Source organism: Pseudomonas triticifolii (assembly GCF_014358015.1).
GTDB lineage: Bacteria > Pseudomonadota > Gammaproteobacteria > Pseudomonadales > Pseudomonadaceae > Aquipseudomonas > Aquipseudomonas triticifolii.
In genome coordinates, this window is the sequence record NZ_JACONV010000023.1 from 41,732 (window position 1) to 66,874 (window position 25,143).

Here is a 25,143-nt window from a genome sequence, read left to right on the forward strand (position 1 = left end):
TTTTCAGGCCAGGTACTGCCACTTTCACCGCTGAATCGGGTGTATTTGCCTAGGCATCCACTAAGGCCATAGCCTCCTCAACATCCACCGCCACCAGCCGTGAACAGCCGGGCTCATGCATGGTCACACCCATCAGTTGATCGGCCATTTCCATGGCGATCTTGTTGTGGGTGATGTAGATGAATTGCACCGTCTGCGACATCTCCTTCACCAGTCGGGCGTATCGGCCAACGTTGGCATCGTCCAGCGGCGCATCGACTTCGTCGAGCATGCAGAACGGTGCCGGATTGAGTTTGAAAATGGCAAAAACCAATGCCAGTGCAGTCAGTGCTTTTTCCCCACCCGACAACAAATGGATGGTGCTGTTTTTCTTGCCAGGGGGGCGCGCCATGATTGTCACCCCTGTATCGAGTAAATCTTCGCCCGTCAGTTCCAAATAAGCGGAGCCACCACCGAAAACTTTTGGGAAAAGTGCCTGAATTCCGCTATTTATCTGATCGAAGGTATCTTTGAAGCGATTGCGGGTCTCCTTGTCGATCTTGCGGATCACGTTTTCCAGCGTCTCCAGCGCCTCGACCAGATCGGCATCCTGCGCATCCAGATAGCGCTTGCGCTCGGACTGCTGCTGGTATTCGTCGATGGCGGCCAGGTTGATCGCGCCCAGGCGCTGAATACGTGCGGCGATGCTTTCCAGTTGCTGCTCGGCGGCCTGCTCGCTGGCTTCGGGCGTCAGTGTGGCGAGCACGCCGTGCAGGTCGTAGCCATCTTCGTGCAACTGATCCTGCAGGGCCTTGCGGCGCACCGTCAGGGCCTGCCACTCCAGACGCTGCTGTTCGAGCTGGCCGCGCAGCAATTGCGACTGTTGCTCGGCCTGAGTACGGCGCTTTTCAGCGTCACGCAGTTCACGATCAGCGTCTTCCAGCGCGTTTTTGGCGATGCGCATCTCGTCATCGACCACCATGCGCCGCTCCAGCAACTCCTCAAGCTTGAGGCGCAGCTCTTCCAGTGGCGCTTCGCCCTCCTCCAGATTCAGGCTCAACTGCTCGCGCTTTTCCGTCAGGCGCTCGGATTGCATCTGCAAGCGCTCCAGCGCCTGGCGTGTTGAATCATGCTGCGCCTTGAGCGACCCCAGACGCACCGCCAGTTGATGACTGCGATCCTTGTGCAGACGGGCTTCCTGGCGCACACGGTCGAGCCGCTCGCGCAGGCTGTCGCGCTGCGCCTGCAGCACTTCACGTTGTTCGGTGTCTTGCGCCATGGCGTCCAGCGCGTCCTGCAACTCAAGACGCGACTCACCCAGATGCTCGTGCTCGACGGCACGTTGCTCGCCCAGCTCGGCCAGTTCTTCATCCAGACGGGTGCGGCGTAACGTCAGCTGTTCGACCTTGGCCTTGGCCGCCGACAGTTGCGCGTTAAGCTCGCTTTGCTGGCGGGTCTCATCCTGCACCCGGCGGCGCAGTTGCTCTCTTGATTCTTCCTGTTGCGACTGCTGCTCGCGCAGGGTCAGCAGTTGTTCTTCCAGCGCGGCCAGCGTCGCTTCGCGCTCGTCACGCTCAATGCCGAGTTGTTGCAATTCCTGACCACGCGCCAGCACGCCGCTCTGGGCTTCGCTGGCACGCCGGACGCGCAGAAAATGCCGCCCGACCCAATAACCGTCGCGGCTGATCAGGCTTTGGCCGGCGGCCAGTTGTCCTCGCCGAGCCAACGCATCGTCCAGATCGTTGACCGGGATCACCTGCCCCAGCCAGGCGGAAAGGTCGATATCGCTTTCCACCTTTTCAAGCAGGCTGCCCGCGATACGCTGGGTGTCGGCACTCGCGCTCAACAGCCGCAGATCGCCCTGCTGAAAGTTCGCCAGGTCCAGCCCGTCGAAATCATCGACCAGCACGGCCTGCAAGTCGGCACCCAGCACGGTTTCGACCGCCATTTCCCAGCCAGCCTCCACCGTGAGGCTTTGCGCCAGACGTGGGCGCTGATCCAGTTGTTGATCACGCAGCCATTCAGCCGTACCGGTATCAGGATCGAGGGCAGCCTGCTGCAGGGCTTCCAGCGAGGCCAGTCGGCCGTTGAGACGCTGCAACTGACCCTGCGCCTGCTGCTGATCCTGATTGGCGCGCTGCAAGGCTTCGCGCAGTTGCTCAAGACGCTCGACAGCCTGCTCTTCGCCCAGATGCAGCTCTTCGAGGGTCATCTCACGAGTGGCGAGGTCTTCGCTCAGCTCAAGAATCGCTGCGTCTTCAGGGTCGGCGGCCAGCAACTGGCGCTCTTCACCCAGACGCCGCTGGCGCTCGGCCAACCGCTCCATGCTTTGTTCAAGCTGCTGGATACGCGATTGCTGAACCTGGGCCTGACGCTGTGGCTCGGCAGACTGCTGATTGAACACATCCCATTGTTCCTGCCAGCCCTGCATGGCCGCTTCGGCGTCTTCCAGGGCGATGGCCGACTCTTCAGCCGCTGCGCTGGTGATTGCCTGCTCGGGCTCGAGCATCTCCAGCTCTTCGCTCAGGGTCGCCAGCAACGTGGTGTCGTGGCCCAGATGAGACTCGGTTTCCTGGCGAGCGCGTTCTGCCTCGCGCAGATCGTCCTGCAACTGGCGCAGACGCTGCTGACCGTGCTGGATGCTCTGCTCGACGCGGGCAATGTCGCCGCCCACCGAATAGAAGCGGCCCTGCACCAGATTGAAGCGCTCGGAAAGGTCGTGATGGCCGTCACGCAACCTTTCGATGCTGGCATCGGCGCTGCGCTGATCGGCGACCAGCGCCTCAAACCCGACCTCCTGTCCGCCGATCACCGCTTCACGCTGACCGACCTGCTCGTTCAACGCCTGCCAGCGCAGCGCTGACAGTTGCGCCTTGAGCTGGCGCTCTTCGGTCTTGTATTCCTGATACTTCTCGGCGGCCTGCGCCTGTCGGTGCAACCGTTCGAGCTGGCGTTCCAGCTCTTCACGCAGATCGGTCAGGCGGGCAAGGTTTTCGTGCGTTCGACGGATGCGATTCTCGGTCTCTCGGCGGCGCTCCTTGTACTTGGAGATGCCTGCCGCTTCTTCGATGAAATTGCGCAGATCCTCGGGTTTGGCTTCGATCAGTTTGGAGATCATGCCCTGCTCGATGATCGAGTAGCTGCGGGGACCCAGACCGGTGCCGAGGAAAATATCGGTAATGTCACGACGACGGCATTTGGTGCCGTTGAGGTAATAGCTGTTCTGGCTATCGCGGGTCACTTTGCGGCGAATGGAGATTTCGGCGTAGGCCGCGTATTCGCCCACCAGCGTGCCATCGGCGTTATCGAACACCAACTCGATACTCGCCTGGCTGACCGGTTTGCGACTGGTCGAACCGTTGAAGATGACGTCGGTCATCGACTCGCCGCGCAGGTTCTTGGCCGAACTTTCGCCCATGACCCAGCGCACGGCGTCGATGATGTTGGATTTGCCGCACCCGTTGGGACCGACAACAGCCGCCATGTTGCTGGGGAAGTTCACCGTGGTGGGGTCGACGAAGGACTTGAACCCCGCCAGCTTGATGCACTTCAGGCGCATAGCGTCAGCTCGCTGCCAGCGCGGAAAGGACCGACTGACAGCTGCGCTGGCAGTAATTGATCAGTACCACTCGGACCTGAGCCAGGTCACGCGCCACCACCGCTTCAAGCAATTGGCCGAACAGGTCCACGTAATCGCTCATCTCGGCCTTGCGCTGCTCAAGGGCCAGGAAGTAGCTGCGGCTCATGGACGGCTGCAGGTTCTCGATGGTTTCCTCAAGGTACGGATTGTTGGCAAACGGATACGCCGCGCGCATGACATTAAAGCTCTCTTCGACGAAGGCCTTGACGTCGGTGCTTTCGAAGCTGGCATGCAGACGCTGCTGAATGGCCAGAAACGGGGCAAGATCGTCCGGACTTTTCCAATGTTCGGCGACCGCGTTGGCCAGCAAAACGTATAGCTCGCTCATCAGCGTGCACAGGCTGGTGACATTGTGGGCATTGAGCACAGTGACCTGCGCGCCACGGCGCGGCAGGATCGCGACCAGATGGCGGCGTTCCAGAATCAGCAGTGCTTCGCGCACGGAACCACGACTGACGTTCAACGCCTGCGTGACTTTTTGCTCCTGGATTCGCTCTCCAGGCTTGAGCTCACCGCGGATGATCCGTTCTGCAAGGTGATGGGCTATTTGCTCAGCGAGGCTGTCCGGTGCCTTGAACGTCATGACTATCCTTCAAAAAACCAGTTCTACATACAAGAGGCGGAGTGTATCGCAACCGACAGGCATGGCGCAGGGCCACGACCACCGAATCTGGCACGAAACACGCAAAACCTCGACCATTGCCCGACAGGCGATTCAAAGGTTGGACGCCTTTGATCGGCAGAGGTGCCGAAAACCTGATTTCCTGACCCAAGAGTCAGAAACAAATTGACCCAATAAACAAAGCTGATAAATTCATCGACATGTCCGATGACAGTCAATTGAGGGCATTACGCCGTGATTCAGTTCCTTTTGAACCAAGCGCTTAAAACCGAGCGTACCCTCGATCCGAATATGACCGTGCTGACCTACCTGCGCGAGCAGGTACACAAGCCCGGCACCAAGGAAGGGTGCGCCAGCGGTGACTGCGGCGCCTGCACTGTTGTGGTAGGCGAGCTGGAAACCGATGCCACGGGCGAGCAACAACTGCGCTATCGCAGTCTGAACTCGTGCCTGACCTTCGTCGCTTCGCTGCATGGCAAGCAACTCATCAGTGTCGAAGACCTCAAGCATCAGGGCCGCTTGCACAGCGTGCAGCAGGCGATGGTCGAGTGTCATGGCTCGCAATGCGGCTTCTGCACACCGGGCTTCGTGATGTCGCTGTTTGCCTTGCAGAAGAACAGCGGACAGGCCGATGCGCATCAAGCCCACGAAGCACTGGCCGGCAATCTATGCCGTTGCACGGGCTATCGCCCGATTCTGGCCGCTGCCGAACAGGCCTGCACCCAGCGTGAGCCGGATCAGTTCGATCAGCTTCGCGTGCAGACGATCGAGCGTTTGCGCGCCATCGCCCCGCACCAGACCGGCGAGTTGAACGATGGTGAAAAACGCTGCCTGATCCCGCTGACCGTTGCCGATCTCGCCGACCTCTATGACGCAAACCCTCAGGCGCGCCTATTGGCTGGCGGCACCGACCTGGCACTGGAAGTGACCCAGTTTCACAAGGCGCTGCCCGTGATGATTTATGTCGGGCATATCGAGGCCATGAAGCGCATCGAGCGTTTCGAGGATCGCCTGGAGATCGGCGCAGCCACGCCGCTGACCGATTGTTACGCTGCACTCAAAGCCGAATACCCCGACTTCGGCGAACTGCTGCAGCGCTTCGCTTCGTTGCAGATTCGCAATCAGGGCACCTTGGGCGGCAACATCGGCAATGCCTCCCCCATCGGCGACGCCCCACCGCTGCTGATCGCACTCGGCGCGCAGATCGTGCTGCGCAAAGGTGCTGCCCAACGCACGCTGGCGCTGGAAGATTACTTCGTTGATTACAAAGTCACGGCGCGCCAGGAAAGCGAGTTCATCGAAAAAATCATCGTGCCGACTGCAAGCGCTCTTCAGGTGTTCAAAGCCTATAAGGTGTCCAAGCGTCTGGACGACGATATCTCGGCGGTCTGCGCAGCCTTTCACCTGCAGATCACCGACGGCGTCATCGAACACGCGCGGGTGGCCTTCGGCGGCATGGCAGCCATTCCAAAACGTGCCGCGGCCTGTGAGCGGGCACTGGCTGGCCAGCGCTGGAACAGCGAGACCGTCGAGCGCGCCTGCACGGCGCTGGGTGAAGACTTCACTCCCCTGACGGACTTCCGCGCCAGCAAGGAATACCGCCTGCTCAGCGCCCGCAACCTGTTGCGCAAGTGCTTCATCGAATTGCAGACGCCTCACACACCAACGCGGGTGACTCACTATGTCTGACCACGCCCCGCTCACCCAGGCCGAGATGGCAGCCCTCTTCGAGCAAGGGATCACCACCGGCGCAGGTCGCAGCGTCAAGCATGACAGCGCGGACAAGCACGTGTCCGGCGAAGCTGTGTACATCGATGACCGGCTGGAGTTTCCCAATCAACTGCATGTCTACGCACGGCTTTCAGACCGCGCCCATGCACGCATCATCAGCATCGACACCACGCCGTGTTACGCGGTTGAGGGCGTGCGGATCGTCATCACTCACCAAGACATTCCAGGCCTCAAAGACATCGGTCCGCTGCTGCCAGGCGACCCGCTGCTGGCCATCGACAAGGTCGAGTTCGTCGGTCAGCCGGTGCTGGCCGTGGCCGCGCGCGATCTGGACACTGCCCGCGAGGCTGCCATGGCGGCCGTGATCGAATACGAAGACCTGGAACCGGTGCTGGATGTAGTGCAGGCCTTGCGTCAGAAGCATTTCGTGCTCGACAGCCACACCCACAAGCGCGGCGACTCGGCCACTGCGCTGCAAGGCGCACCCCATCGCCTGCAAGGCAGCCTGCACATCGGCGGGCAGGAACATTTCTACCTGGAGACACAGATCGCCTCGGTGATGCCCACTGAAGATGGCGGCATGATCGTCTACAGCTCGACCCAGAACCCTACCGAAATCCAGAAGCTGGTGGCTGAGGTACTGGACGTTCCGATGAACCGGATCGTGGTCGACATGCGCCGCATGGGCGGCGGCTTTGGTGGCAAGGAAACCCAGGCGGCCAGCCCCGCATGCCTGTGCGCCGTCGTGGCACGACTGACCGGCCAGCCGACCAAGATGCGCCTGCAACGCGTCGAAGACATGATCATGACCGGCAAGCGGCACCCGTTCTACATTGAGTACGACGTGGGGTTTGACGACACCGGTCGCCTACAGGGCATCGAACTGGATCTGGCGGGCAATTGCGGCTACTCGCCAGACTTGTCGGCATCGATTGTGGATCGCGCCATGTTTCACGCCGATAACGCGTATTACCTCGGCGAAGCGACGATCAACGGCCATCGCTGCAAGACTCACACGGCATCCAACACCGCGTATCGCGGCTTCGGCGGGCCGCAAGGCATGGTCGCCATCGAAGAAGTCATGGACTGCATCGCCCGCTATCTGGGCAAGGACCCGCTGGCCGTGCGTAAGGTCAACTACTACGGCAAGACCGAGCGCAACGTCACGCATTATTATCAGACCGTCGAGCACAACCTGCTGGAAGAAATGACGGCGGACCTGGAGCAGAGTTGCGAGTACGCCGAGCGTCGTGAAGCCATTCGCATTTTTAATGCCGGCAGCCCGATCCTGAAGAAAGGCCTGGCGCTGACACCGGTCAAGTTCGGGATTTCCTTTACGGCCAGTTTTCTCAATCAGGCCGGTGCGCTGATCCACATTTACACCGACGGCAGCATCCACCTGAACCATGGCGGCACCGAAATGGGCCAGGGCTTGAACGTCAAGGTCGCGCAGGTGGTGGCCGAGGTGTTTCAGGTGGACATCGAGCGTATCCAGATTACCGCCACCAACACCGACAAGGTGCCCAATACGTCGCCCACGGCAGCCTCCAGCGGCACCGACCTCAACGGCAAGGCCGCGCAGAACGCAGCCGAAATTCTCAGACAGCGACTGGTCGAGTTTGCTGCGAAACATTTCAAGATCGAGGAAAGCCAGGTCGAGTTTCGCAATGGCCATGTGCGGGCTGGCGATACCCTGCTGTCATTCGCCGAGCTGGCTCAGTTGGCGTGGATGGGTCAGGTATCGTTGTCCAGCACCGGTTATTACAAGACGCCGAAAATTTTCTACGACCGCAGTCAGGCGCGAGGCCGGCCGTTCTATTACTTCGCCTTTGGCGCAGCCTGTGCCGAAGTGATCGTCGACACCCTGACCGGCGAATACAAGATGCTGCGCACCGACATCCTGCACGACGTCGGTGCCTCGCTGAATCCTGCCATCGACATTGGCCAGGTCGAAGGCGGTTACATTCAGGGCGCTGGCTGGCTGACCACCGAAGAGCTGGTGTGGAACGCCAAGGGCAAACTGCTGACCACAGGTCCCGCGTCGTACAAGATCCCGGCCGTGGCCGACATGCCCTTGGACCTGCGGGTCAAGCTGGTGGAAAACCGCAAGAACCCGGAAGACACGGTGTTTCACTCCAAAGCCGTGGGCGAGCCGCCGTTCATGCTGGGGATCGCCGCATGGTGCGCAATCAAGGATGCGGTTGCCAGCTTGGGCGACTACCGCCACCAACCCCGGATCGACGCACCTGCGACGCCGGAGAAGGTGTTGTGGGGGTGCGAGCAGATGCGTGAGCGGGGGAAAACCGTATGTATGTGACCGCTACAAACTGCTCCTCACGGAGCGTGAGCACAATCGTCACTCGACTCGTGGAAGCCGGCTTGCTCGCGAAGCAGCCAGTACAAGCACTGCACCTAGGTCGTCTGAAACACAGTCTTCGCGAGCAAGCTCGCTCCCACGGAGTGCGCAGTTCACATCCCTGTGGGAGTGAGCTTGCTCACGAAGAGGTCGGTACATCCGCTGAAGCAGGGTCGTTTGAACCATGGCTTTCGCGGACAAGTCCGCTCCCACGGCTTTGGCGGACTGGGCAATGAATAACTGGATCAGCGCCCTGGCCGAGCTTCAGGCCCGTGGCGAGCCTGCCATTCTGGTGACGATCATCGAGGAGCTGGGCTCGACGCCGCGCAATGCCGGTTCGAAGATGGTAGTCAGTGCCGAGCGCATTCACGACACCATCGGCGGCGGGCATCTGGAATACAAAGCCATGGCGATCGCCCGCGACATGCTCGCCAGTGGCACACGGCAAACCCGGCTGGAACGCTTCAACCTGGGCGCCAGTCTCGGCCAGTGCTGCGGCGGCGTGAACGTGCTGTTGTTTGAACCCATGGGCGAGCCCGTCGCGCAGATTGCCGTATTCGGTGCCGGGCATGTCGGCCGCGCGCTGGTGCCGCTGCTGGCCAGCCTGCCCTGCCGCGTACGCTGGATCGATTCCCGCGAGAACGAATTCCCCACATCGATGCCTGAAGGCGTTACAAGGATCATCAACGACGAACCTGTCGATGAAGTCGCGAATCTGCCCGCAGGCAGTTACTGCATCGTCATGACCCACAACCATCAACTCGACCTTGAACTGACCGCCGCGATTCTCAAGCGTGGCGACTTCGGCTACTTCGGCCTGATCGGTTCGCACACCAAACGGGTCAAGTTCGAACACCGGCTGCGTGAACGTGGTTTCGACACAGGTCTGCTGCAGCGCATGCGCTGCCCGATGGGGCTGGCCGAAGTGAAAGGCAAGCTGCCTATCGAAATCGCCGTGTCCATCGCCGCCGAGGTCATTGCCACCTACAACGCCAGTTTCGGTCAGCAACGCGCTGACACCTCACCTATCGCCAAACTGCTGCCCGCCTCGCGCCGCAGCAGGTCATCATGAGATCCCCATGAGTTCAGTGACGTCCCGTAAAGCCTACCGCGCAGCCATCGTCCACAGCATCGCCGACCCTGCCGAAGTCGGACCACAGGCGTCCTGCGAATATTTCGCGGACGGCCTGATGGTGGTTGAGGACGGCCGGATCACGGCCATCGGCGACGCCGAAGACGTGCTGGCAACACTGGATGACGACGTCGAGCTGATCGAGTATCAGAACGCCCTGATCACGCCCGGCTTCATCGACACCCACATCCACCTCCCGCAGACCGGCATGATCGGCGCGTATGGCGAGCAGTTGCTGGACTGGCTCAACACCTACACCTTCCCGTGCGAGCGCCAGTTCGCCGACCCTGAGCATTCGGCGCAGGTGGCGGATATCTTCATCAAGGAACTGCTGCGCAATGGCACGACAACGGCGCTGGTGTTCGGCAGCGTGCACAAAGCGTCGGTCGACGCGTTTTTCAGCGCCGCGCAACAACTCAACCTGCGCATGATTGCCGGCAAGGTGATGATGGACCGCAATGCGCCGGACTATCTGCTGGATACGCCCGAGTCTGGTTACGCCGACAGCAAGGCGCTGATCGAACGCTGGCATGGTCAGGGTCGCTTGAGCTATGCGGTGACGCCCCGCTTCGCGCCGACCAGCAGTCCGGAGCAACTGACGTTGGCCGGTCAACTGCTGCAGGAGTACCCCGGCCTGTACATGCAGACCCACATCAGTGAGAACCTGCAAGAAATCGAATGGGTCAAGGCGCTGTTCCCCGAGCGCAAGCACTACCTGGACGTCTACGACCATTTCAACCTGCTGAGCGAACGCTCGGTGTTCGCCCACGGTGTGCACCTGTGCGACGAACAGTGCGCACGTTTGGCAGAAACCGGCTCGGCCATCGCCTTCTGCCCCACCTCGAACCTTTTTCTGGGCAGCGGCCTGTTCAACCTGCCGATGGCCGAGAAGCACAAGGTCAATGTGGGTCTGGGCACTGATGTCGGTGGCGGCACCAGCTTTTCGATCCTGCAAACGCTGAACGAAGCGTACAAGGTGATGCAGATGCAGGGCGCGCGACTCAGCCCGCTAAAATCGCTGTATCTGGCGACATTAGGCGGCGCAAGGGCGCTGCGTCTGGAGGACAAGGTCGGCAGCCTGAAGGCTGGCAACGAAGCGGACTTCCTGGTGCTGGACTACACCGCCACGCCATTGCTGTCCTACCGTTTGAAGCAGGCGAAGGGCATTGAAGAGATTCTGTTCGTGCTGATGACACTCGGCGATGACCGGACGGTGAAGGAGACGTTGTCAGCGGGTGAGCGGGTGCATGTGCGGGAGTAAATGCATCAGGACGATTGCTCGCCCAAGATGAAATTTTGTCGGGCGTCTGGGCGGTCATTGCTAACTGACTACCGGGTTGTGGTCCCAAGGAACGATCAAAGGTCATATTCTGTGGACCCAGCGGCCGTCTCGAACGCCTGCTGTCTGCCCATAGGCGATTGCGAGGAAGGATAATCAATGCCCAGCAAACCTCAGACAAACGCCGTGACGGCTGCTGATATCGAGCGCTCTATCCAGGCGCTGAACAAAATGGCTGAACGCCTGTGGGGCGACGGCCGGGAAGCTGAGGCGAATGCCTTGCTCGACGCCTTGAACGCGTTAAACAGGGCACTGGATAGAATCAGAATCGGCGAGAGCCGCCGGGTTCTGCACTGATTCGCCAGCCACGGCTCGGCGCTGACTGTACACCCATCAACACCGCTTGCCGAAAACCCGGCTGCGGCGTCCATTGAGCGCCATCGCATTACGTCAGCGCCAATGCATCCGCCGCCACAGGCACCACCAGAATCCCGGCGCGCAAACCGTTCTTCACTTTCGGATTAGGAAAGATGATCCGCGCGCCCTCTTCCTGCACCACCCAGCGTGAATCGCTCACGTCTTCGGCGAGGACAAACCCTTTTTTCAACGGGGAAAAATTCTCCACGTCATCGGCCAGATGAAACGTGAAAGCATCGCTGCGCTTGATGACTTCCCGCGCCACGCTGAACAGTTGCAGGCCGGCTAGCGTCTCGTCCAGTTCGGGCTCGGTACCTTCGATCAACTGCTCAAGGCTGGCTCGCAGCGGCGCGAGGTTGACCTGCTGGTTCTGACCGAACGGCCGGGCCTTGCCTAACTCCAGGGTGAAGGCTTCGGCCCCCAACTGATCATAGGTGTAGGCGCTGAACACAATGGACGGCTTGTTCTGCAACAACACGGCGCTCATGCCGGCGGCACGCAACCGGGCCAGCTCACGGCGTGAATGCAGGCGGCCTTCTTTCCACGGATACAGCGCGAATTGCTCGATCTTCGAACCCCGGATCGCGGTGTGCAGGTCGTAGTGCAGTCGGTATCTGTCCGGGAGGCTGAAGAAACTGGCGGCCATTCGCTCCAGCTCGCAGGCGCGCAAGGCCTCGGCGCCGCCGCTTTGCTCATGACGGCCATTGAAAAGCCGGTTGACGTCCTGCTCGACAAACCGCGTGCCGCGCCGCATGGCCTCCGGGTTGCCGAACAGGAACAGAATACGTGCGCGCGGTTTCAGATCGCCGCGCGCGATGCTGCGAATCAGTTGATCCAGCAACTCGATGGGCGCTGTCTCGTTGCCATGAATACCGGCAGATAGCAGCAGGTCAGTGCCGTTATCGCGGGCCTCGGGCGGACGGACTTCCAAAGCCCCCTCGCCCAGCCAGCGCAGCCGCACGCCTTCGACGGTCAGTTGAGTCTTTTGCGCCGGCTCACGTCCGGCCAACGTCAATTCAAGCAGTTTGCCGAGGGCGAGCATGGCACGCTTCCTTACGAGTGAATGTCAGGACTTAGTGATTGCAGTCGGGACCATGCACATGACCGTCTTCTTCCACGCCCATGTCAGCCGGCTCCATTTCCAGTTGCAGACTGACCAGGTTGGTGGCCAGTGGGCGCAGCAGCAGGTTGGCGTATTCAGCATCGTCTTCCTCGACGTCAACGCCGATCAGCAGCTGGCCGCGGCCGTCCTGCTGAATCCACAATTCCTTGCCCTGCCAGATGACGGCAACGCGGGTGCAGGAGGTTTCCAGCTGGGTGCCATCGGTGTCTTCGAGGATTAACTGCAGGGCGTCGCTCATATTCGGAATGCTCTTGAAAAGGAAAAATCATGCGCCGGGCCTTGGCTCGGCGCGCAGGTTTCAAACGAGTTGAAAAGGATAAACGGCGCCCAGTTTAAGGATTTGCGTCAGTTCATCCAATGCCGTTCGGCATTCGGTCAGCAACCGGGGATCGGCAAGGTCGTTTTCGCTCATGCGATCACGGTAGTGGCGGTCAACCCATTGCGTCAGGGTTTCATACAACGGCGCAGTCATGATCACGCCGGAGTTGACGGCCTGCAGCTCGGTTTCATTGAGCGCAACGCGCAGGCGTAAACACGCAGGGCCTCCGCCGTTCTGCATGCTTTGCTTGAGGTCGAACACCTTGACCTCGGTCACCGGGCTGTCGTCCGTGATCAGACGCTGCAAGTAATTCCAGACGCTGCTGTTGGCCTGGCACTCCTGCGGCACGATCAGCAGCATTGTGCCGTCAGGCCGCGACAGCAACTGGCTGTTGAACAGGTAGGAGCGCACGGCGTCCGCCACTGAGACCTCGGCACGCGGCACGCAGATTGCCCGCAACTGGCCGCCGACCCGCGCCAGCTTGTCGCGCAGTTCGCTGAGCATCGACTCGGTGTGCAGGAACGCGTCCTCGTGGTAGAACAGCACTTCGCCGTTACCCACCGCGATCACATCGTTGTGAAACACGCCCTGATCGATCACCGATGGGTTCTGCTGGCCATAGACCACACCTTCACCGCTCAAACCGTGCAGACGAGCGACGGCCTTCGACGCTTCCAGCGTCTGGCGCGCCGGGTATTTCTGCGGCGCGGGATAACGGGTGTCGAAGGCGCTACGCCCGAACACAAAAAACTCCACCCCCGCTTCGCCGTAGTCACGGCAGAAACGCGTGTGGTTGGCCGCACCTTCGTCACCGAACTGGGCAACCGCCGGCAAGGCAGCGTGGTGCGCGAAGTGCCTGGAATCGGCGAACATCGCGCCCAGCACGCGGCTGGTGGTCGGGTGTTCGATGCTGCGGTGGTATTTGCAGTTGAGGTTCGCGGCCGTGAAGTGCACGCGGCCGTCGGCCGTGTCAGCGCTCGGGCTGACGGTCGCAGCGTTGGCGACCCACATGCTCGACGCCGAGCAACTGGCGACCAGCAGCGGCATGTCCTGCCGGGCGGCTTGTTCGATGACCTGTTCATCACTGCCGGTGAAGCCCAGTTGGCGCAGACCGGCCACATCCGGCCGTTCCTGCGGCGCCAGCACACCCTGCGTGAAGCCCAGGTCCATCAGCGCTTTCATCTTGGCCAACCCCTGCAATGCCGCCTCGCGCGGGTTCGAGCATTGCTGGCTGTTGCTCTGGGACGCGACGTTACCGTAGGACAACCCGCCGTAGTTGTGGGTTGGCCCGACCAGACCGTCAAAATTCACTTCACAGGATTTCATCGGCAAGGCTCCGTGGATCTGTTTTTATAAGCAATCGTTGCGTGCACTGTCAGCTCAGCCTGATACCCGGAGTGAGCGTGGTCGGCAGCGTCAGGCTGCCGGTTTCAAGGGACGCTACGGGATACGCGCAGTAATCGGCGGCGTAATACGCACTGGCCCGATGATTGCCCGAGGCCCCGACGCCGCCGAACGGCGCGCTGCTGGCAGCGCCGGTCAGTTGCTTGTTCCAGTTGACGATGCCAGCGCGGCTTTGCAGCCAGAATTGCTGATAGCGCGCTTCGGAGTCGGACAACAGGCCAGCCGCCAGACCGTATCGGGTGGCGTTGGCTTCGGCGATGGCAGCGTCGAAATCGACGTAGCGAATCACCTGCAACAGCGGGCCGAACAGCTCTTCGTCGGAGCGCTCGCTGACCGCGCTGACATCAATGATACCGGGCGTCAGCAAGGCTGATTGCGCCAGCGGCTGACGCATCTCCAGCAACGATACAGCGCCTTTTTCCAGCAAGCTGCGCTGAGCGTCGAGCAAACCGCGCGCGGCGTCCAGCGAGATCACCGAGCCCATGAACGGCGCGGGCTGCTGATCAAAGGAGCCAACTTCAATGGTTTCGCTGACGGCCACCAGCCGCGCCAGAAAGGCATCACCCCAATCGCCCTGCGGCACCAGCAGGCGACGGGCACAGGTGCAGCGCTGACCGGCGGAAATGAAGGCCGACTGGATTACGGTGTACACCGCCGCGTCCACGTCCTGAACCTGATCCACCAGCAACGGGTTGTTGCCACCCATTTCCAGGGCGAGGATCTTGTCCGGACGCCCGGCAAACTGTTGATGCAGCGCGTTACCGGTGCGGCTGGAACCGGTGAAGAACAGCCCGTCGATGCCCGAATGGGCAGCCAGGGCGATGCCGGTCTCGCGATCACCCTGCAGCAGGTTGAGCACACCGGCTGGCAAACCGGCTTCGATCCAGCACTTGACTGTCAGCTCAGCCACTTTCGGGGTGAGTTCGCTGGGTTTGAACAGCACGGTATTGCCCGCCAGCAACGCAGGCACGATGTGCCCGTTGGGCAAGTGACCGGGAAAGTTGTACGGACCGAATACCGCCACCACGCCGTGGGGCTTGTGGCGCAATACAGCCGTCGCATCGCCCAGCGGGCCGCTTTTCTCACCCGTGCGCTCGCGATAGCTCTGCACCGAGATGGCGACCTTGTTGACCATCGTGGTCACTTCGGTCGCCGATTCCCACAGCGGTTTGCCGGTTTCTTCACCGATGCAGCGGGCCAGATCATCGGCGTGATGCCTGAGCCGCGCAGCGAAGGCTTCGAGCACGTCGATACGCGCCTGCAACGAACGTCGTGCCCAGTCCGGAAAAGCCTGTCGCGCGGCCTGCACGGCCAGATCGACCTGCCCGGCGGTCGCGCCCTGACCGGACCACAGCACTTGCTGGGTCACCGGGTTCAGCGACGTGATCGGTTCACCCTGCCCGGCCTGCCAGGCACCTGCGATATACAGCGTGCTCATCAAACACCCTCCCGTGCCGCCGAGAGCGGTACTGCCCGCACATTATCGCCGGGGCTCATGCGCAGACGCTTGGCGGTCATCGGATCGACCACCAGTGTGCCTGCGGCGAAACGCGCCGGTCCGACCGTAATGCGGCAGTCTTCGCGCTTGCGGTTGTAGATCAAAAATTGCGGCGCATCGTCGCCCGGTGTGCCGATCGCCAGCACCAGCGCCTGGCTGTCGTGGACCGCGCGAATCTTGCCGGTTTCGCACTCGATGGCAGGGCCTGCGTCGAAGATGTCGACGTAGCCCTGATAACTGAAGCCTTCGGCCTTGAGCATGGTCAGCGCAGGCTCGGTGTCGGCATGCACGCGACCGATGACCTTGCGCGCATCTTCGGAAAGAAAGCAGGTGTACAACGGAAACTTGGGCATCAGCTCGGCGATGAACGCCTTGTTGCCAACGCCGGTCAGGTAATCGGCCTGGCTGAACTCCATCTTGAAGAAGTGCCGACCCAGGCTTTCCCAGAACGGCGACCGGCCGTTCTCATCGGACATGCCCCGCATCTCGGCGATGATTTTGTTGCCAAACAGCTTTGGAAACTCGGCGATGAACAGCATGCGCGCCTTCGACAGCAGACGGCCGTTGAGCCCCGTGCGTGCATCGCTGCGCAAAAACAGTGAGCACAGCTCTGAATTACCGGTCAGGTCGTTGGCCAGAAACAGCGTCGGAATCTCGCGATAGATATTCAGTTCCTGAGAGGCGCTGACGGTCAGGCCAACCCGATAGTTGTACCAAGGCTCGCGCAGGCCGACGGCACCGGCAATGGCCGAGATACCGACCACGCGCCCTTCATCATCTTCGAGCACGAACAGGTAGTCCGCGTCGCCCCGCTCGGCCTCGCCGCGAAAGGTCTTTTCAGCCCAGCCGACCCGATGCGCCAGGCGCTGTTCATTGGCGGGCAGTGTCGTCAGGCCGGCACCGGTGCTGCGCGCCAACTCGATCAGCGCGGGCAGGTCACTGCTGCGTACGGGACGAACGATCATGTTATCTCCTCAACGGCTCTCAAGAGCCTCGAAACTTGCTTATCAGCATTCGCAGGTCTTGCTCAGACCGCCACGATCCGCACACTGGCACCTTCGCCAACACCCAGGGCTTCGGCGGCCTGCAGGCTCAACACCACCGGGCGACCTGGCGCCCAGTCCAGCTCCAGCAGCACGGCGCGGTAATCCTGCAGCAGACCATTGGCAACCAGATAGGAACGCCCGCCCCGGCCGACATCGCTGGCGTTGCCCGTTTCAATCTTGACCGGCACCAGACGGCTCTGCGCTATCGAACGAATCCCGGAGACCCGCGCATGCAGCGTTGGGCCACCGTCGAAAATGTCGATGTAGTGATCGGTTTCGAAGCCTTCGCGCATCAGGATATCGAAGGTGATCTGCGCACGCGGATGCACCTGGCCCATGGCTTCCTGCGCCTCATCGGGCAGCAGTGGCACGTAGATCGGGTAATGCGGCATCAGCTCGGCGAGGAAGGTCCGGCTTTTCAGCCCGCACAGGCGCTCGGCAGCGGCGTAGTTGAGGTCGAAGAAGTTGCGGCCGATGGCGTCCCAGAACGGCGAGTCGCCATTCTCGTCGCTGTAACCGACGATTTCAGTGACCACCGAATCGGCGAAGCGCTCGGGGTGGCTTGCGACGAACAGCAGACGACCGCGGGAATTGAGTTCCGACCACGCCGTACCCACCAACTCCGGCACCACGTAGAAGCTGGTCAGCAAGCTGTTGCCAGTCAGGTCGTGGCACTGCGATAACACATGAATCTTGTTGTGAATCTTCAGTTCGCGAGAGGCGTGCACGAAGGTCTCGTTGCGAAAGCTGTAGAACGGCTCGGAATAACCCGCCGACGCAACAATGCCCGAGCAGCCCACCAACTGACCGCTCTCACTGTCCTCAAGTACGAAAAAGTAGGTTTCCTCGCCGTTGAAGCTGACCTCGGCGGCGAACGAGGCCTCCGAAGAGCCGATCTTGTCGCTCAGGCGACCAGCATCGTCAGGCAAAGACGTGACACCAATCGGGCTGTCGGCGGCGAGGCGTTGAACCTCGGCCAGATCAGCCATTTGCGCGGGGCGCATCACCAGCATGGTGCCACTCCTTGTCGATCCACAGGCCGGAACGACCGGCCCTAAAAAAAGCACCGCACGGCGTCATGCCCGCAGGGTGCCAGAAAAGTGTCCGGTGCCCGCCAAGGCGAACACCGGCAGGTCAAGCGATGACTCAGGACGTCAGTTTGGCCACAGCGCGTTCGAAGCGGTTCAGGCCTTCGTCGATGTCCGCGTCTTCAATCACCAGGCTTGGCGCGAAACGAATCACGTCAGGGCCGGCCTGCAGAATCATCAGGCCCTGGGCTTCAGCGGCATTGAAGAAATCCTTGGCCTTGCCCTTCCAGGCGTCGGCCAGCACGCAGCCGATCAACAGACCCAGGCCGCGCACTTCGGTAAAGACGCCGTACTGCTGACCGATTTGCTCAAGACGGGCCTTGAAGCGCTCATGCTTGGCTGTTACGCCGGCCAGCACTTCAGGCGTGTTGACGACGTCGATGACAGCTTCGCCCACGGCACAAGCCAGCGGGTTGCCGCCGTACGTGGTGCCGTGTACACCGACCGCCAGGTGCTTGGCCAGTGCGTCGGTGGTCAGCATGGCCGCCAGCGGAAAACCGCCGCCAATGCTCTTGGCGCTGGACAGAATGTCCGGGGTCACGCCGTAATGCATGTAGGCGAACAGATGGCCGCTACGACCCATGCCGCTCTGCACTTCGTCGAACACCAGCAGGGCCTTGTGCTCGTCGCACAGCTTGCGCGCGCCTTGCAGGTATTCAAGCTGGCCGGGCAGCACACCGCCCTCGCCCTGAATCGGCTCGAGCACCACGGCGCAGGTCTTGTCGGAGATGGCTGCTTTCAGCGCATCAAGGTCGTTGTACGGCACGTGGGTGATGCCGGTGATCTTCGGGCCGAAACCGTCGGAATACTTCGGCTGCCCACCGACACTCACAGTGAACAGCGTACGGCCGTGAAAACTGTTCACGGCGGCGATGATTTCGTACTTCTCCGGGCCATACAGGTCGTGGGCGACACGACGGGCCAGCTTGAAGGCTGCTTCGTTCGCTTCCGCGCCAGAGTTACAGAAGAACACGCGATCAGCGAAAGTCGCGTCGACCAGCTTTTTGGCCAGACGCAGGGTCGGCTCGTTGGTGAAAACGTTGGACACGTGCCACAGATTGTTGGCCTGCTCGGTCAACGCCCCCACCAGCGCCGGATGGCAGTGGCCCAACACGTTGACGGCGATGCCGCCCGAAAAGTCCACCAGCTCACGGCCCGCCTGGTCCCAGACTCGGGAGCCCGCACCGCGTACGGGAATGAACCCGGCCGGCGCGTAGTTGGGGACCATTACCTGGTCGAAATCGGCGCGTTGCACCGCAGCATGCTCAACGGACATCGGAGTCTCCTGATGAGGAACGCCTGCCTGAAACTGGCGAGCGATAGAAAGATTGTAAGGACAGATTCGGCTTTGACCTTGCCGCCAGGCGACAACTTGTTACAGCGCAAAACCGTGTTGTTTCAAGGTTTTCGGCAATGCGACATATTGCGTCACAAAGGCGCAGTTTAAACGCATTGCAGGCGAGTGTCTGGCCCGGCGCTGTTTCGATGCGGACACAATTCACAGCCCTGTGGGAAGCCACATCACGTCTTCGGCGTAGCGCTGTCGCGCGGCAAACTTCGTGGGAGCGGACTTGTCCGCGAAAAGGCCAGTACATTCGACGAAGATTCAGCGACTGAAGTGCAGTATTCGCGAACAAACGGAACGCCGCCCGGCCCGCTCCCACAATCCGGTGCTTGATGCGCTACAGCGCTCCTCCAACAGAAAACACTGCGTCCTCAGCAGGTTATGCCTCTTGAACGCTCAGCCGCGCTCGGCCGGAACCGGAGAAAGCTCGAACGGGCTGCTGCTGCGTCGCTGATTGCGGTCTTCACGCGGCGTGGCGCCGAAGAAGTTGCGGTAGGCGCTGGAGAAGTGCGGCCCCGAGGAGAAGCCACAGGACAGGCCGATCTGGATGATCGACTTGCTGGTCTGCATCAGCATCTGGCGCGCCTTGTTCAGGCGCAACTCCAGGTAGTACTGGCTGGGCACACGGTTGAGGTACTGCTTGAAGATGCGCTCCAATTGCCGACGCGACACGCACACGTGCTGAGCGATTTCGTCGGTGGTCAGTGGCTCTTCAATATTGGCCTCCATCAGCAGCACCGCCTGGGTGAGCTTCGGATGGCTGGAACCCAGGCGATTCTGCAGCGGGATGCGCTGACGCTCACCGCCCTCGCGAATACGCTCGACCACCAGTTCCTCGGAAACCGCACCCGCCAGTTCCGCACCGTGGTCACGGGACAACACCGCCAGCAACAGGTCGAGCACCGACATACCGCCACAGGCCGTCAGGCGGTCGCGGTCCCAATCGAACAAATGGCTGGTGGCGATCACTTTCGGGAAGCGCTCGCTGAAATCATCCTGCCAGCGCCAGTGTACGGCGGCGCGATAACCATCGAGCAGCCCGAGCTGTGCCAACGGGTAGACGCCTGCCGACAGGCCACCAATCGCGCAACCGGCACGGACCAATTGCTTGAGCGCGCTGCCCAGCACGGATGCAACCGGCGCGGGTGGCTCATCGGCCAGCAGAAACAGCTTGTGCAAACCGTCCAGACGCCCGGCCCACGGCTCGCCCGGCAGCTGCCAGCCATCAGTGCCAGCAGGCTCCGCGGGCTCGGCCTGCAAAAACGACAGCTCGTAGACCACTTCCGGGTGCACGCGCTGAGCCACGCGCAAGGCTTCCTCGGCGAGCGCCAGGGTCAGGGCTTTGGTGCCAGGCCAGACAAGGAAACCTATTCGATGGGCAGTCATTGGGACATCCGATACGTATCGCCGCAAAAGCCAAGCCCATGAGCAGGCTTGATCTAAAATCTCCAGGTCATGTCGCGTGTCGCGCAGCATGCCCTGTTCTATTGCAAAAAGGCATCGCCGGGGCGATGCCGCTCATCACTTTAGGCTACCCGACAAAAACTGCTGCAGGCGCTCGGTCTGCGGGTTGGCCAGCACATCACGCGGATCGCCTCGCTCCAGCACCACGCCCTGATGCAGAAACACCAGTTGATTGGAGACTTCGCGGGCAAAGCCCATTTCATGGGTCACCACGACCATGGTCCGCCCTTCCTGAGCCAGACCCTGCATGACCTTGAGCACGTCGCCGACCAGCTCCGGGTCGAGCGCCGACGTGGGCTCGTCGAACAGCATCACTTCAGGCTCCATGGCCAGTGCACGGGCAATCGCCACGCGCTGCTGCTCACCACCGGACATATGCCCCGGGTAGGCATCCTTGCGGTGCCCGACACCCACTTTGGCCAGGTAATACTCAGCCTTTTCCAAGGCCTCTTTCTTCGGAACGCCCAGCACATGCACGGGCGCTTCGATGATGTTCTGCAACGCGGTCATGTGCGACCACAGATTGAAGTGCTGGAACACCATGGACAGGCGCGAGCGCATGCGTTGCAGCTGCTTGCCGTCCGCCGCTTTCAGACCGCCGTCCTTGTTCGGGACCAGCTTGAGTTCTTCACCATTGAGCAGGATCTTGCCCGCATGAGGCTGCTCAAGCAGGTTGATGCAACGCAGGAACGTGCTTTTGCCCGAGCCGCTGGAGCCGATGATGCTGATCACATCGCCCGCTTTGGCGGTCAGGGACACGCCCTTGATCACTTCATGGCTGCCATAGCGCTTGTGCAGGTCCTGGACTTCCAGTTTGTTCATGCTTTGGTTTCTCACAGAACGATCAATCACTGAGCAGGCGTCCCTGACGCAGCGCCGTGCGCCCCGCCACTTTAGCCAGCCAGAAACCGGGTTGAGCGTAGCGAAGCCGCTCGATGGCAAACAGCACACCGGCAGTCTTCGCGCAAATAGTGCTGACCTGGTCGGACAGCGGATCAATGACCTCGAACAGTGGCTCGCCGGGCTCGACCCACACGCCAGGGGCGCGCAGAAAGGTCACTACGCCGGGGTGCGGCGCGTACAGCAATTCGGTACCTTCGAACGGCATGCCTTCGCAGGCTTCGTGCGCAGGCTGCGGCCAGTCGCCGCTGATGAAACCCTGCTCGGCCAGAAACGCCAGAATGCCCTCGGCATGTGCCTGGGCCTCAGGCCTGCCGGTATCGGCCTGACCGCCCAGCTCAAGCGTTGTTGCCAGACAAGCCAGCGGAATCTGCGCCTGCGGGAAGATCCGTGACAAACGCAACCACGGCAGCGAGCACGCTTCGTCGAACGAACTGCCGCCTGAATCCTCAGCCAGCAACGCGACCTTGACGTTCAGGTGCGCCGACAACGAACGCCACTGCGGCCAGTGCTGCGGCAAGGCGTACATATGCAGCGCCGCATCGGCGTCGCAGTGCAGATCCAGCACCACATCGGCAACGCAGGCGTGCTTGAGCAGAATCCGCTGCATACCTTGCAGCTCACACTGCGGTGCCGGCAGACGCTCCAGCGCAGTGGCCATCGCCTGCCGAATCAATTGAGTGTTGGCGCGCGAATCGTCGCCCAGTTGCCCTTCCAGCAATTGGGCAACCGGTTCGCTCAATTCGGTGAAATCGCGGTTGAAGTTCTTGCCACTGCCGAATTCGAACCGCCCCTGATGCGCACCCTGCAAGAGTTGGCCGAGGCCCAGCGGATTGGCGACCGGCACCAGTTCGATGACGCCCTTGAGCGCACCTTGCTGCTCAAGCTCGGCGAGGCGTTTTTTCAGCTCCCACGCGGCGCGCATGCCGGGCAGCTCATCGGCGTGCAGGCTGGCCTGGATATAAGCCTTGCGCTCGCCGGAGCCGAAGCTGAACACGCTCAACTGACGCTCGGTGCCGAGGGTACTCCAGGGCAATACATGATCGATTCTTTGCATTTCAGACCTTCCGTGGGGCCATATAGCCCAGCCAGCGACGCTCAGCCATTTTGAACAGTCGCACCAGAATGAATGTCAGGCACAGATAGAAAACGCCTGCGGTGATGTAAGCCTCGAAAGGCAGGTAGAACTGGGCGTTGACCGTACGGGCCGCGCCGGTGATATCGATGAGGGTGACGATGGACGCCAGACTGGTGGTCTGCAGCATCATGATCACTTCGTTGCTGTACTGCGGCAGCGCCCGGCGCAGCGCCGAAGGCAGCAGAATGCGGCGGTACATTTTCGACCGTGACATACCCATTGCACGCGCCGCCTCGATCTCACCGGCAGGCGTTGCCTTGAGGCTGCCGGCGATGATTTCGGCGGTGTAGGCGCTGGTGTTCACCGCGAAGGCCAGACAGGCGCAGAACGTAGCACTGGACAGCCATGGCCACAGGAAGCTCTCACGCACGGCGTCGAACTGCGCCAGCCCGTAATAGATCAGGAACAGCTGTACCAGCATCGGCGTGCCACGAATTACATAGGTGTACAGCCAGGCCGGCATGTTCACCCACGGGTTTTTCGAAACCCGCATCAGGCCCAGCGGCAAGGCCGCAAGCAGACCGAAACCGAGGGAAATCGCCAGCAACTTGAGGGTGACGAGCAGACCGCCGAAATACAGCGGCAGGCTGTCCCAGATGACGTTGTAGTCGAAGATCATAGGTCGGCCGCCCTGACGCCCACGGAGTAGCGTTTTTCCAGATAACGCAGGGCCAGCAACGAAACACTGGTGATCACCAGGTACATCGCCGCGACTGCGAGAAAGAAGGTAAAGGGTTCGCGGGTGGCATCGGCCGCCTGCTTGGCCTTGAACATCATGTCCTGTAGACCGACCACGGAAATCAGCGCGGTGGCCTTGGTCAGGACCAGCCAGTTATTAGTGAAACCGGGGATCGCCAGACGGATCATCTGCGGCACCAATATCCGGAAAAACACTTTGCCGCTGCTCATCCCATACGCCATGCCCGCCTCGGCCTGCCCCTTGGGAATAGCCATGAACGCACCACGAAACGTCTCGGAAAGATAAGCCCCGAAAATGAAGCCCAGCGTGCAGACCCCGGCCGCGAACGGGTCGAGATCAATGTATTCGTCGAAGCCCAGCAGAGGTGCGACGCGGTTGAGCAGGTCCTGGCCGCCGTAGAAGATCAGCAGAATAAGGACCAGATCGGGAATGCCGCGAATCACGGTGCTGTACAGATCGCCCATCCAGGCCAGCCAGCGCACCGGCGACAGACGAAGCGCCACGCCGATCAGGCCGAGGACGATTGCCAGGGCCATCGATGACAGCGCCAATTGCAACGTCAGCCAGGCACCTTCGAGGATCACAGCCCCGTAGCCTTTCAACATCATGTGCGGTCCTCAAGCGTGGAATAAAAAATGGCGCAAGCCAGCAAGTCTGTCTGCGCCATTTCGGACGGTGTTCTACGACGGGTTACTTGCCGTAGATATCGAAGTCGAAGTACTTGTCCTGGATTGCCTTGTACTTGCCGTTGGCACGAATGGCAGCGATGGCAGCATTGAGGCGGTCAAGGTTGGCCTTGTCGCCTTTACGCACAGCGATGCCGATGCCGTCACCGAAGTATTTCGGGTCAGTGAACGAAGGACCGACGAAGGCGTAGCCCTTGCCAGCGTCAGTCTTCAGGAAGCCGTCCTGCAACAGCGTCGCGTCAGCCACGGTGCCATCCAGACGACCGGCGCCGATGTCCAGGTAGATTTCGTTCTGCGAACCGTACGGCGTCACTTCTACACCCAGAGGCGCCAGCACTTCACGGGCGAAGCGCTCGTGGATCGAACCACGCTGCACACCGATCTTCTTGCCCTTGAGCTCAGCCAGGTTTTCGCTGACCTTGGTGCCGTCCTTCATGACCAGACGGGCCGGGGAATTGTAGTACTTGCCGGTGAAGTCTACGGATTTCTTGCGGTCTTCAGTGATGGACATCGAAGACAGGATCGCGTCGATCTTGCGCACTTTCAGCGCGGGGATCAGGCCGTCGAACTCCTGCTCGACCCATGTGCACTTGGCCTTCATTTCTTCACACAGCGCGTTGCCGATGTCGTAGTCGAAACCCACGATGCTGCCATCCGGCGCTTTGGACGCAAACGGAGGGTACGCGGCTTCAATGCCGATTTTCAGCGGCTTTTCATCAGCGAATGTCGGCTGGGCAAGCACGGACAACGCCAGCGCGCCAAGAAGCATGAGCTTTTTCATTTACAGAACTCCATCGGTAAAGCACGACAAGTGGCAAAGTGGGCAGCGCCCATTATGCGAAAGGACCATCCAGGGAGAGCGACGCCAGGCATCCGATACCATTTTGCAGGTGATCGGCCTCTGACGAGTGAGGGGCATTTTAGCGACAGGACCGAAGTCGATATTTCTTCAATGCGACAACTAGTTACAGAAGCACCTGAAAAGCACCCCGAACCTGTTGACGAAGCCGAAATCCCGTGATCCGCAAAAGCAAATCCAACCGATTGTTACAGCAAAAAACGCGCCCATTATTGGCAAAGCCTTCTAATCCGGCAAGCCCAGCGTGTCATCGGTTCGCAGGAATGCCTTGAAGCGCAGCATATTCCTACAAATATCGGGACGAATGTCCCACAAGGAAGCGACCGGCGCAAACGGCGGGTAGACGCGTAACAGGTCGATATATCCCGACTGGAATAGTCGATGCTACCCAAATCCATGCCAAGCGACTGAATGCAC

Annotated in this window: 20 protein-coding genes; 5 read left to right on the forward strand and 15 right to left on the reverse strand. The window is 60.9% G+C overall.

Annotated features, from left to right (window positions below; all coding sequences use genetic code 11):
• Window positions 1-49 precede the first annotated feature (49 nt).
• Entirely contained in the window at window positions 50-3,538 is a 3,489-nt protein-coding gene (smc, locus tag H8S56_RS21310; protein ID WP_187519693.1) for a chromosome segregation protein SMC, read from the reverse strand.
• Between the two features lie 4 nt (window positions 3,539-3,542).
• Window positions 3,543-4,202, reverse strand: a complete 660-nt coding sequence (locus H8S56_RS21315) for a GntR family transcriptional regulator (RefSeq protein WP_187519694.1) — start codon at window positions 4,200-4,202, stop codon at window positions 3,543-3,545.
• A 273-nt stretch (window positions 4,203-4,475) separates the two neighbouring features.
• On the opposite strand from H8S56_RS21315, the gene xdhA reads away from it, so the two are divergent.
• The 5 genes from xdhA (at window position 4,476) to H8S56_RS21340 (ending at window position 11,096) form a co-directional block, all read left to right on the forward strand.
• Window positions 4,476-5,930 (forward strand): xanthine dehydrogenase small subunit, encoded by a 1,455-nt coding sequence (gene xdhA, locus H8S56_RS21320; protein WP_187519695.1) that lies wholly within the window; start codon window positions 4,476-4,478, stop codon window positions 5,928-5,930.
• Window positions 5,923-8,289 (forward strand): xanthine dehydrogenase molybdopterin binding subunit, encoded by a 2,367-nt coding sequence (xdhB, locus tag H8S56_RS21325; RefSeq protein ID WP_187519696.1) that lies wholly within the window; start codon window positions 5,923-5,925, stop codon window positions 8,287-8,289. Before xdhA ends, xdhB begins: the two co-directional genes overlap by 8 nt.
• 271 nt (window positions 8,290-8,560) lie before the next feature.
• Window positions 8,561-9,400, forward strand: coding sequence for a xanthine dehydrogenase accessory protein XdhC (gene xdhC, locus H8S56_RS21330; protein WP_187519697.1), 840 nt, complete (start codon window positions 8,561-8,563; stop codon window positions 9,398-9,400).
• A 7-nt stretch (window positions 9,401-9,407) separates the two neighbouring features.
• Complete coding sequence (gene guaD, locus H8S56_RS21335) at window positions 9,408-10,721, forward strand: guanine deaminase (RefSeq protein ID WP_187519698.1); 1,314 nt, start codon at window positions 9,408-9,410, stop codon at window positions 10,719-10,721.
• Window positions 10,722-10,898: 177 nt separating this feature from the next.
• Entirely contained in the window at window positions 10,899-11,096 is a 198-nt protein-coding gene (locus tag H8S56_RS21340; RefSeq protein ID WP_024685439.1) for a hypothetical protein, read from the forward strand.
• Window positions 11,097-11,184: 88 nt separating this feature from the next.
• On the opposite strand, the gene astE is transcribed toward H8S56_RS21340, so the two are convergent.
• The 13 genes from astE to H8S56_RS21405 form a co-directional block, all read right to left on the reverse strand.
• Window positions 11,185-12,198, reverse strand: a complete 1,014-nt coding sequence (astE, locus tag H8S56_RS21345; RefSeq protein ID WP_187519699.1) for a succinylglutamate desuccinylase — start codon at window positions 12,196-12,198, stop codon at window positions 11,185-11,187.
• Window positions 12,199-12,229: 31 nt separating this feature from the next.
• Window positions 12,230-12,517 (reverse strand): hypothetical protein, encoded by a 288-nt coding sequence (locus tag H8S56_RS21350; RefSeq protein ID WP_003314741.1) that lies wholly within the window; start codon window positions 12,515-12,517, stop codon window positions 12,230-12,232.
• 60 nt (window positions 12,518-12,577) lie between these two features.
• Window positions 12,578-13,924 (reverse strand): N-succinylarginine dihydrolase, encoded by a 1,347-nt coding sequence (astB, locus tag H8S56_RS21355; RefSeq protein ID WP_187519700.1) that lies wholly within the window; start codon window positions 13,922-13,924, stop codon window positions 12,578-12,580.
• Window positions 13,925-13,973: 49 nt separating this feature from the next.
• A complete protein-coding gene (astD, locus tag H8S56_RS21360) occupies window positions 13,974-15,443 on the reverse strand; it encodes a succinylglutamate-semialdehyde dehydrogenase (RefSeq protein WP_187519701.1) in 1,470 nt (489 codons plus the stop codon).
• Window positions 15,440-16,465 carry an arginine N-succinyltransferase gene (gene astA / locus H8S56_RS21365; protein WP_187519702.1) on the reverse strand — a complete coding sequence of 342 codons (1,026 nt, stop codon included), beginning with the start codon at window positions 16,463-16,465 and terminating at the stop codon, window positions 15,440-15,442. The genes astD and astA overlap by 4 nt, the downstream gene beginning before the upstream one ends.
• A gap of 62 nt (window positions 16,466-16,527) precedes the next feature.
• Entirely contained in the window at window positions 16,528-17,559 is a 1,032-nt protein-coding gene (gene aruF, locus H8S56_RS21370) for an arginine/ornithine succinyltransferase subunit alpha (protein WP_024685444.1), read from the reverse strand.
• A 133-nt stretch (window positions 17,560-17,692) separates the two neighbouring features.
• Entirely contained in the window at window positions 17,693-18,910 is a 1,218-nt protein-coding gene (locus H8S56_RS21375) for an aspartate aminotransferase family protein (RefSeq protein WP_187519703.1), read from the reverse strand.
• A gap of 465 nt (window positions 18,911-19,375) precedes the next feature.
• On the reverse strand, window positions 19,376-20,365 hold the full coding sequence (argR, locus tag H8S56_RS21380) for a transcriptional regulator ArgR (RefSeq protein WP_187519704.1): 990 nt from the start codon (window positions 20,363-20,365) through the stop codon (window positions 19,376-19,378).
• A 135-nt stretch (window positions 20,366-20,500) separates the two neighbouring features.
• The gene (locus H8S56_RS21385) at window positions 20,501-21,265 is read right to left on the reverse strand and encodes an ABC transporter ATP-binding protein (protein ID WP_024695755.1); all 765 of its coding nucleotides are present in this window, start codon (window positions 21,263-21,265) and stop codon (window positions 20,501-20,503) included.
• A 22-nt stretch (window positions 21,266-21,287) separates the two neighbouring features.
• Window positions 21,288-22,400 carry a succinylglutamate desuccinylase/aspartoacylase family protein gene (locus H8S56_RS21390; protein WP_024688801.1) on the reverse strand — a complete coding sequence of 371 codons (1,113 nt, stop codon included), beginning with the start codon at window positions 22,398-22,400 and terminating at the stop codon, window positions 21,288-21,290.
• A 1-nt stretch (window position 22,401) separates the two neighbouring features.
• On the reverse strand, window positions 22,402-23,100 hold the full coding sequence (locus H8S56_RS21395; protein ID WP_024688800.1) for an ABC transporter permease: 699 nt from the start codon (window positions 23,098-23,100) through the stop codon (window positions 22,402-22,404).
• Complete coding sequence (locus tag H8S56_RS21400) at window positions 23,097-23,786, reverse strand: ABC transporter permease (protein WP_024688799.1); 690 nt, start codon at window positions 23,784-23,786, stop codon at window positions 23,097-23,099. The genes H8S56_RS21395 and H8S56_RS21400 overlap by 4 nt, the downstream gene beginning before the upstream one ends.
• A gap of 85 nt (window positions 23,787-23,871) precedes the next feature.
• A complete protein-coding gene (locus H8S56_RS21405) occupies window positions 23,872-24,648 on the reverse strand; it encodes an ABC transporter substrate-binding protein (protein WP_024688798.1) in 777 nt (258 codons plus the stop codon).
• Window positions 24,649-25,143 lie beyond the last annotated feature (495 nt).

Coding starts and splice junctions, on each gene's coding strand:
- xdhB (WP_187519696.1), top strand. CDS start 5,923: ATGTCTGACCACGCCCCGCTCACCCAGGCCGAGATGGCAGCCCTCTTC.
- H8S56_RS21405 (WP_024688798.1), bottom strand. CDS start 24,648: ATGAAAAAGCTCATGCTTCTTGGCGCGCTGGCGTTGTCCGTGCTTGCC.
- aruF (WP_024685444.1), bottom strand. CDS start 17,559: ATGCTGGTGATGCGCCCCGCGCAAATGGCTGATCTGGCCGAGGTTCAA.
- H8S56_RS21315 (WP_187519694.1), bottom strand. CDS start 4,202: ATGACGTTCAAGGCACCGGACAGCCTCGCTGAGCAAATAGCCCATCAC.
- guaD (WP_187519698.1), top strand. CDS start 9,408: ATGAGTTCAGTGACGTCCCGTAAAGCCTACCGCGCAGCCATCGTCCAC.
- astB (WP_187519700.1), bottom strand. CDS start 13,924: ATGAAATCCTGTGAAGTGAATTTTGACGGTCTGGTCGGGCCAACCCAC.
- astA (WP_187519702.1), bottom strand. CDS start 16,465: ATGATCGTTCGTCCCGTACGCAGCAGTGACCTGCCCGCGCTGATCGAG.
- H8S56_RS21390 (WP_024688801.1), bottom strand. CDS start 22,400: ATGCAAAGAATCGATCATGTATTGCCCTGGAGTACCCTCGGCACCGAG.
- H8S56_RS21395 (WP_024688800.1), bottom strand. CDS start 23,100: ATGATCTTCGACTACAACGTCATCTGGGACAGCCTGCCGCTGTATTTC.
- H8S56_RS21350 (WP_003314741.1), bottom strand. CDS start 12,517: ATGAGCGACGCCCTGCAGTTAATCCTCGAAGACACCGATGGCACCCAG.
- astE (WP_187519699.1), bottom strand. CDS start 12,198: ATGCTCGCCCTCGGCAAACTGCTTGAATTGACGTTGGCCGGACGTGAG.
- H8S56_RS21400 (WP_024688799.1), bottom strand. CDS start 23,786: ATGTTGAAAGGCTACGGGGCTGTGATCCTCGAAGGTGCCTGGCTGACG.
- xdhC (WP_187519697.1), top strand. CDS start 8,561: ATGAATAACTGGATCAGCGCCCTGGCCGAGCTTCAGGCCCGTGGCGAG.
- H8S56_RS21385 (WP_024695755.1), bottom strand. CDS start 21,265: ATGAACAAACTGGAAGTCCAGGACCTGCACAAGCGCTATGGCAGCCAT.
- argR (WP_187519704.1), bottom strand. CDS start 20,365: ATGACTGCCCATCGAATAGGTTTCCTTGTCTGGCCTGGCACCAAAGCC.
- H8S56_RS21375 (WP_187519703.1), bottom strand. CDS start 18,910: ATGTCCGTTGAGCATGCTGCGGTGCAACGCGCCGATTTCGACCAGGTA.
- smc (WP_187519693.1), bottom strand. CDS start 3,538: ATGCGCCTGAAGTGCATCAAGCTGGCGGGGTTCAAGTCCTTCGTCGAC.
- H8S56_RS21340 (WP_024685439.1), top strand. CDS start 10,899: ATGCCCAGCAAACCTCAGACAAACGCCGTGACGGCTGCTGATATCGAG.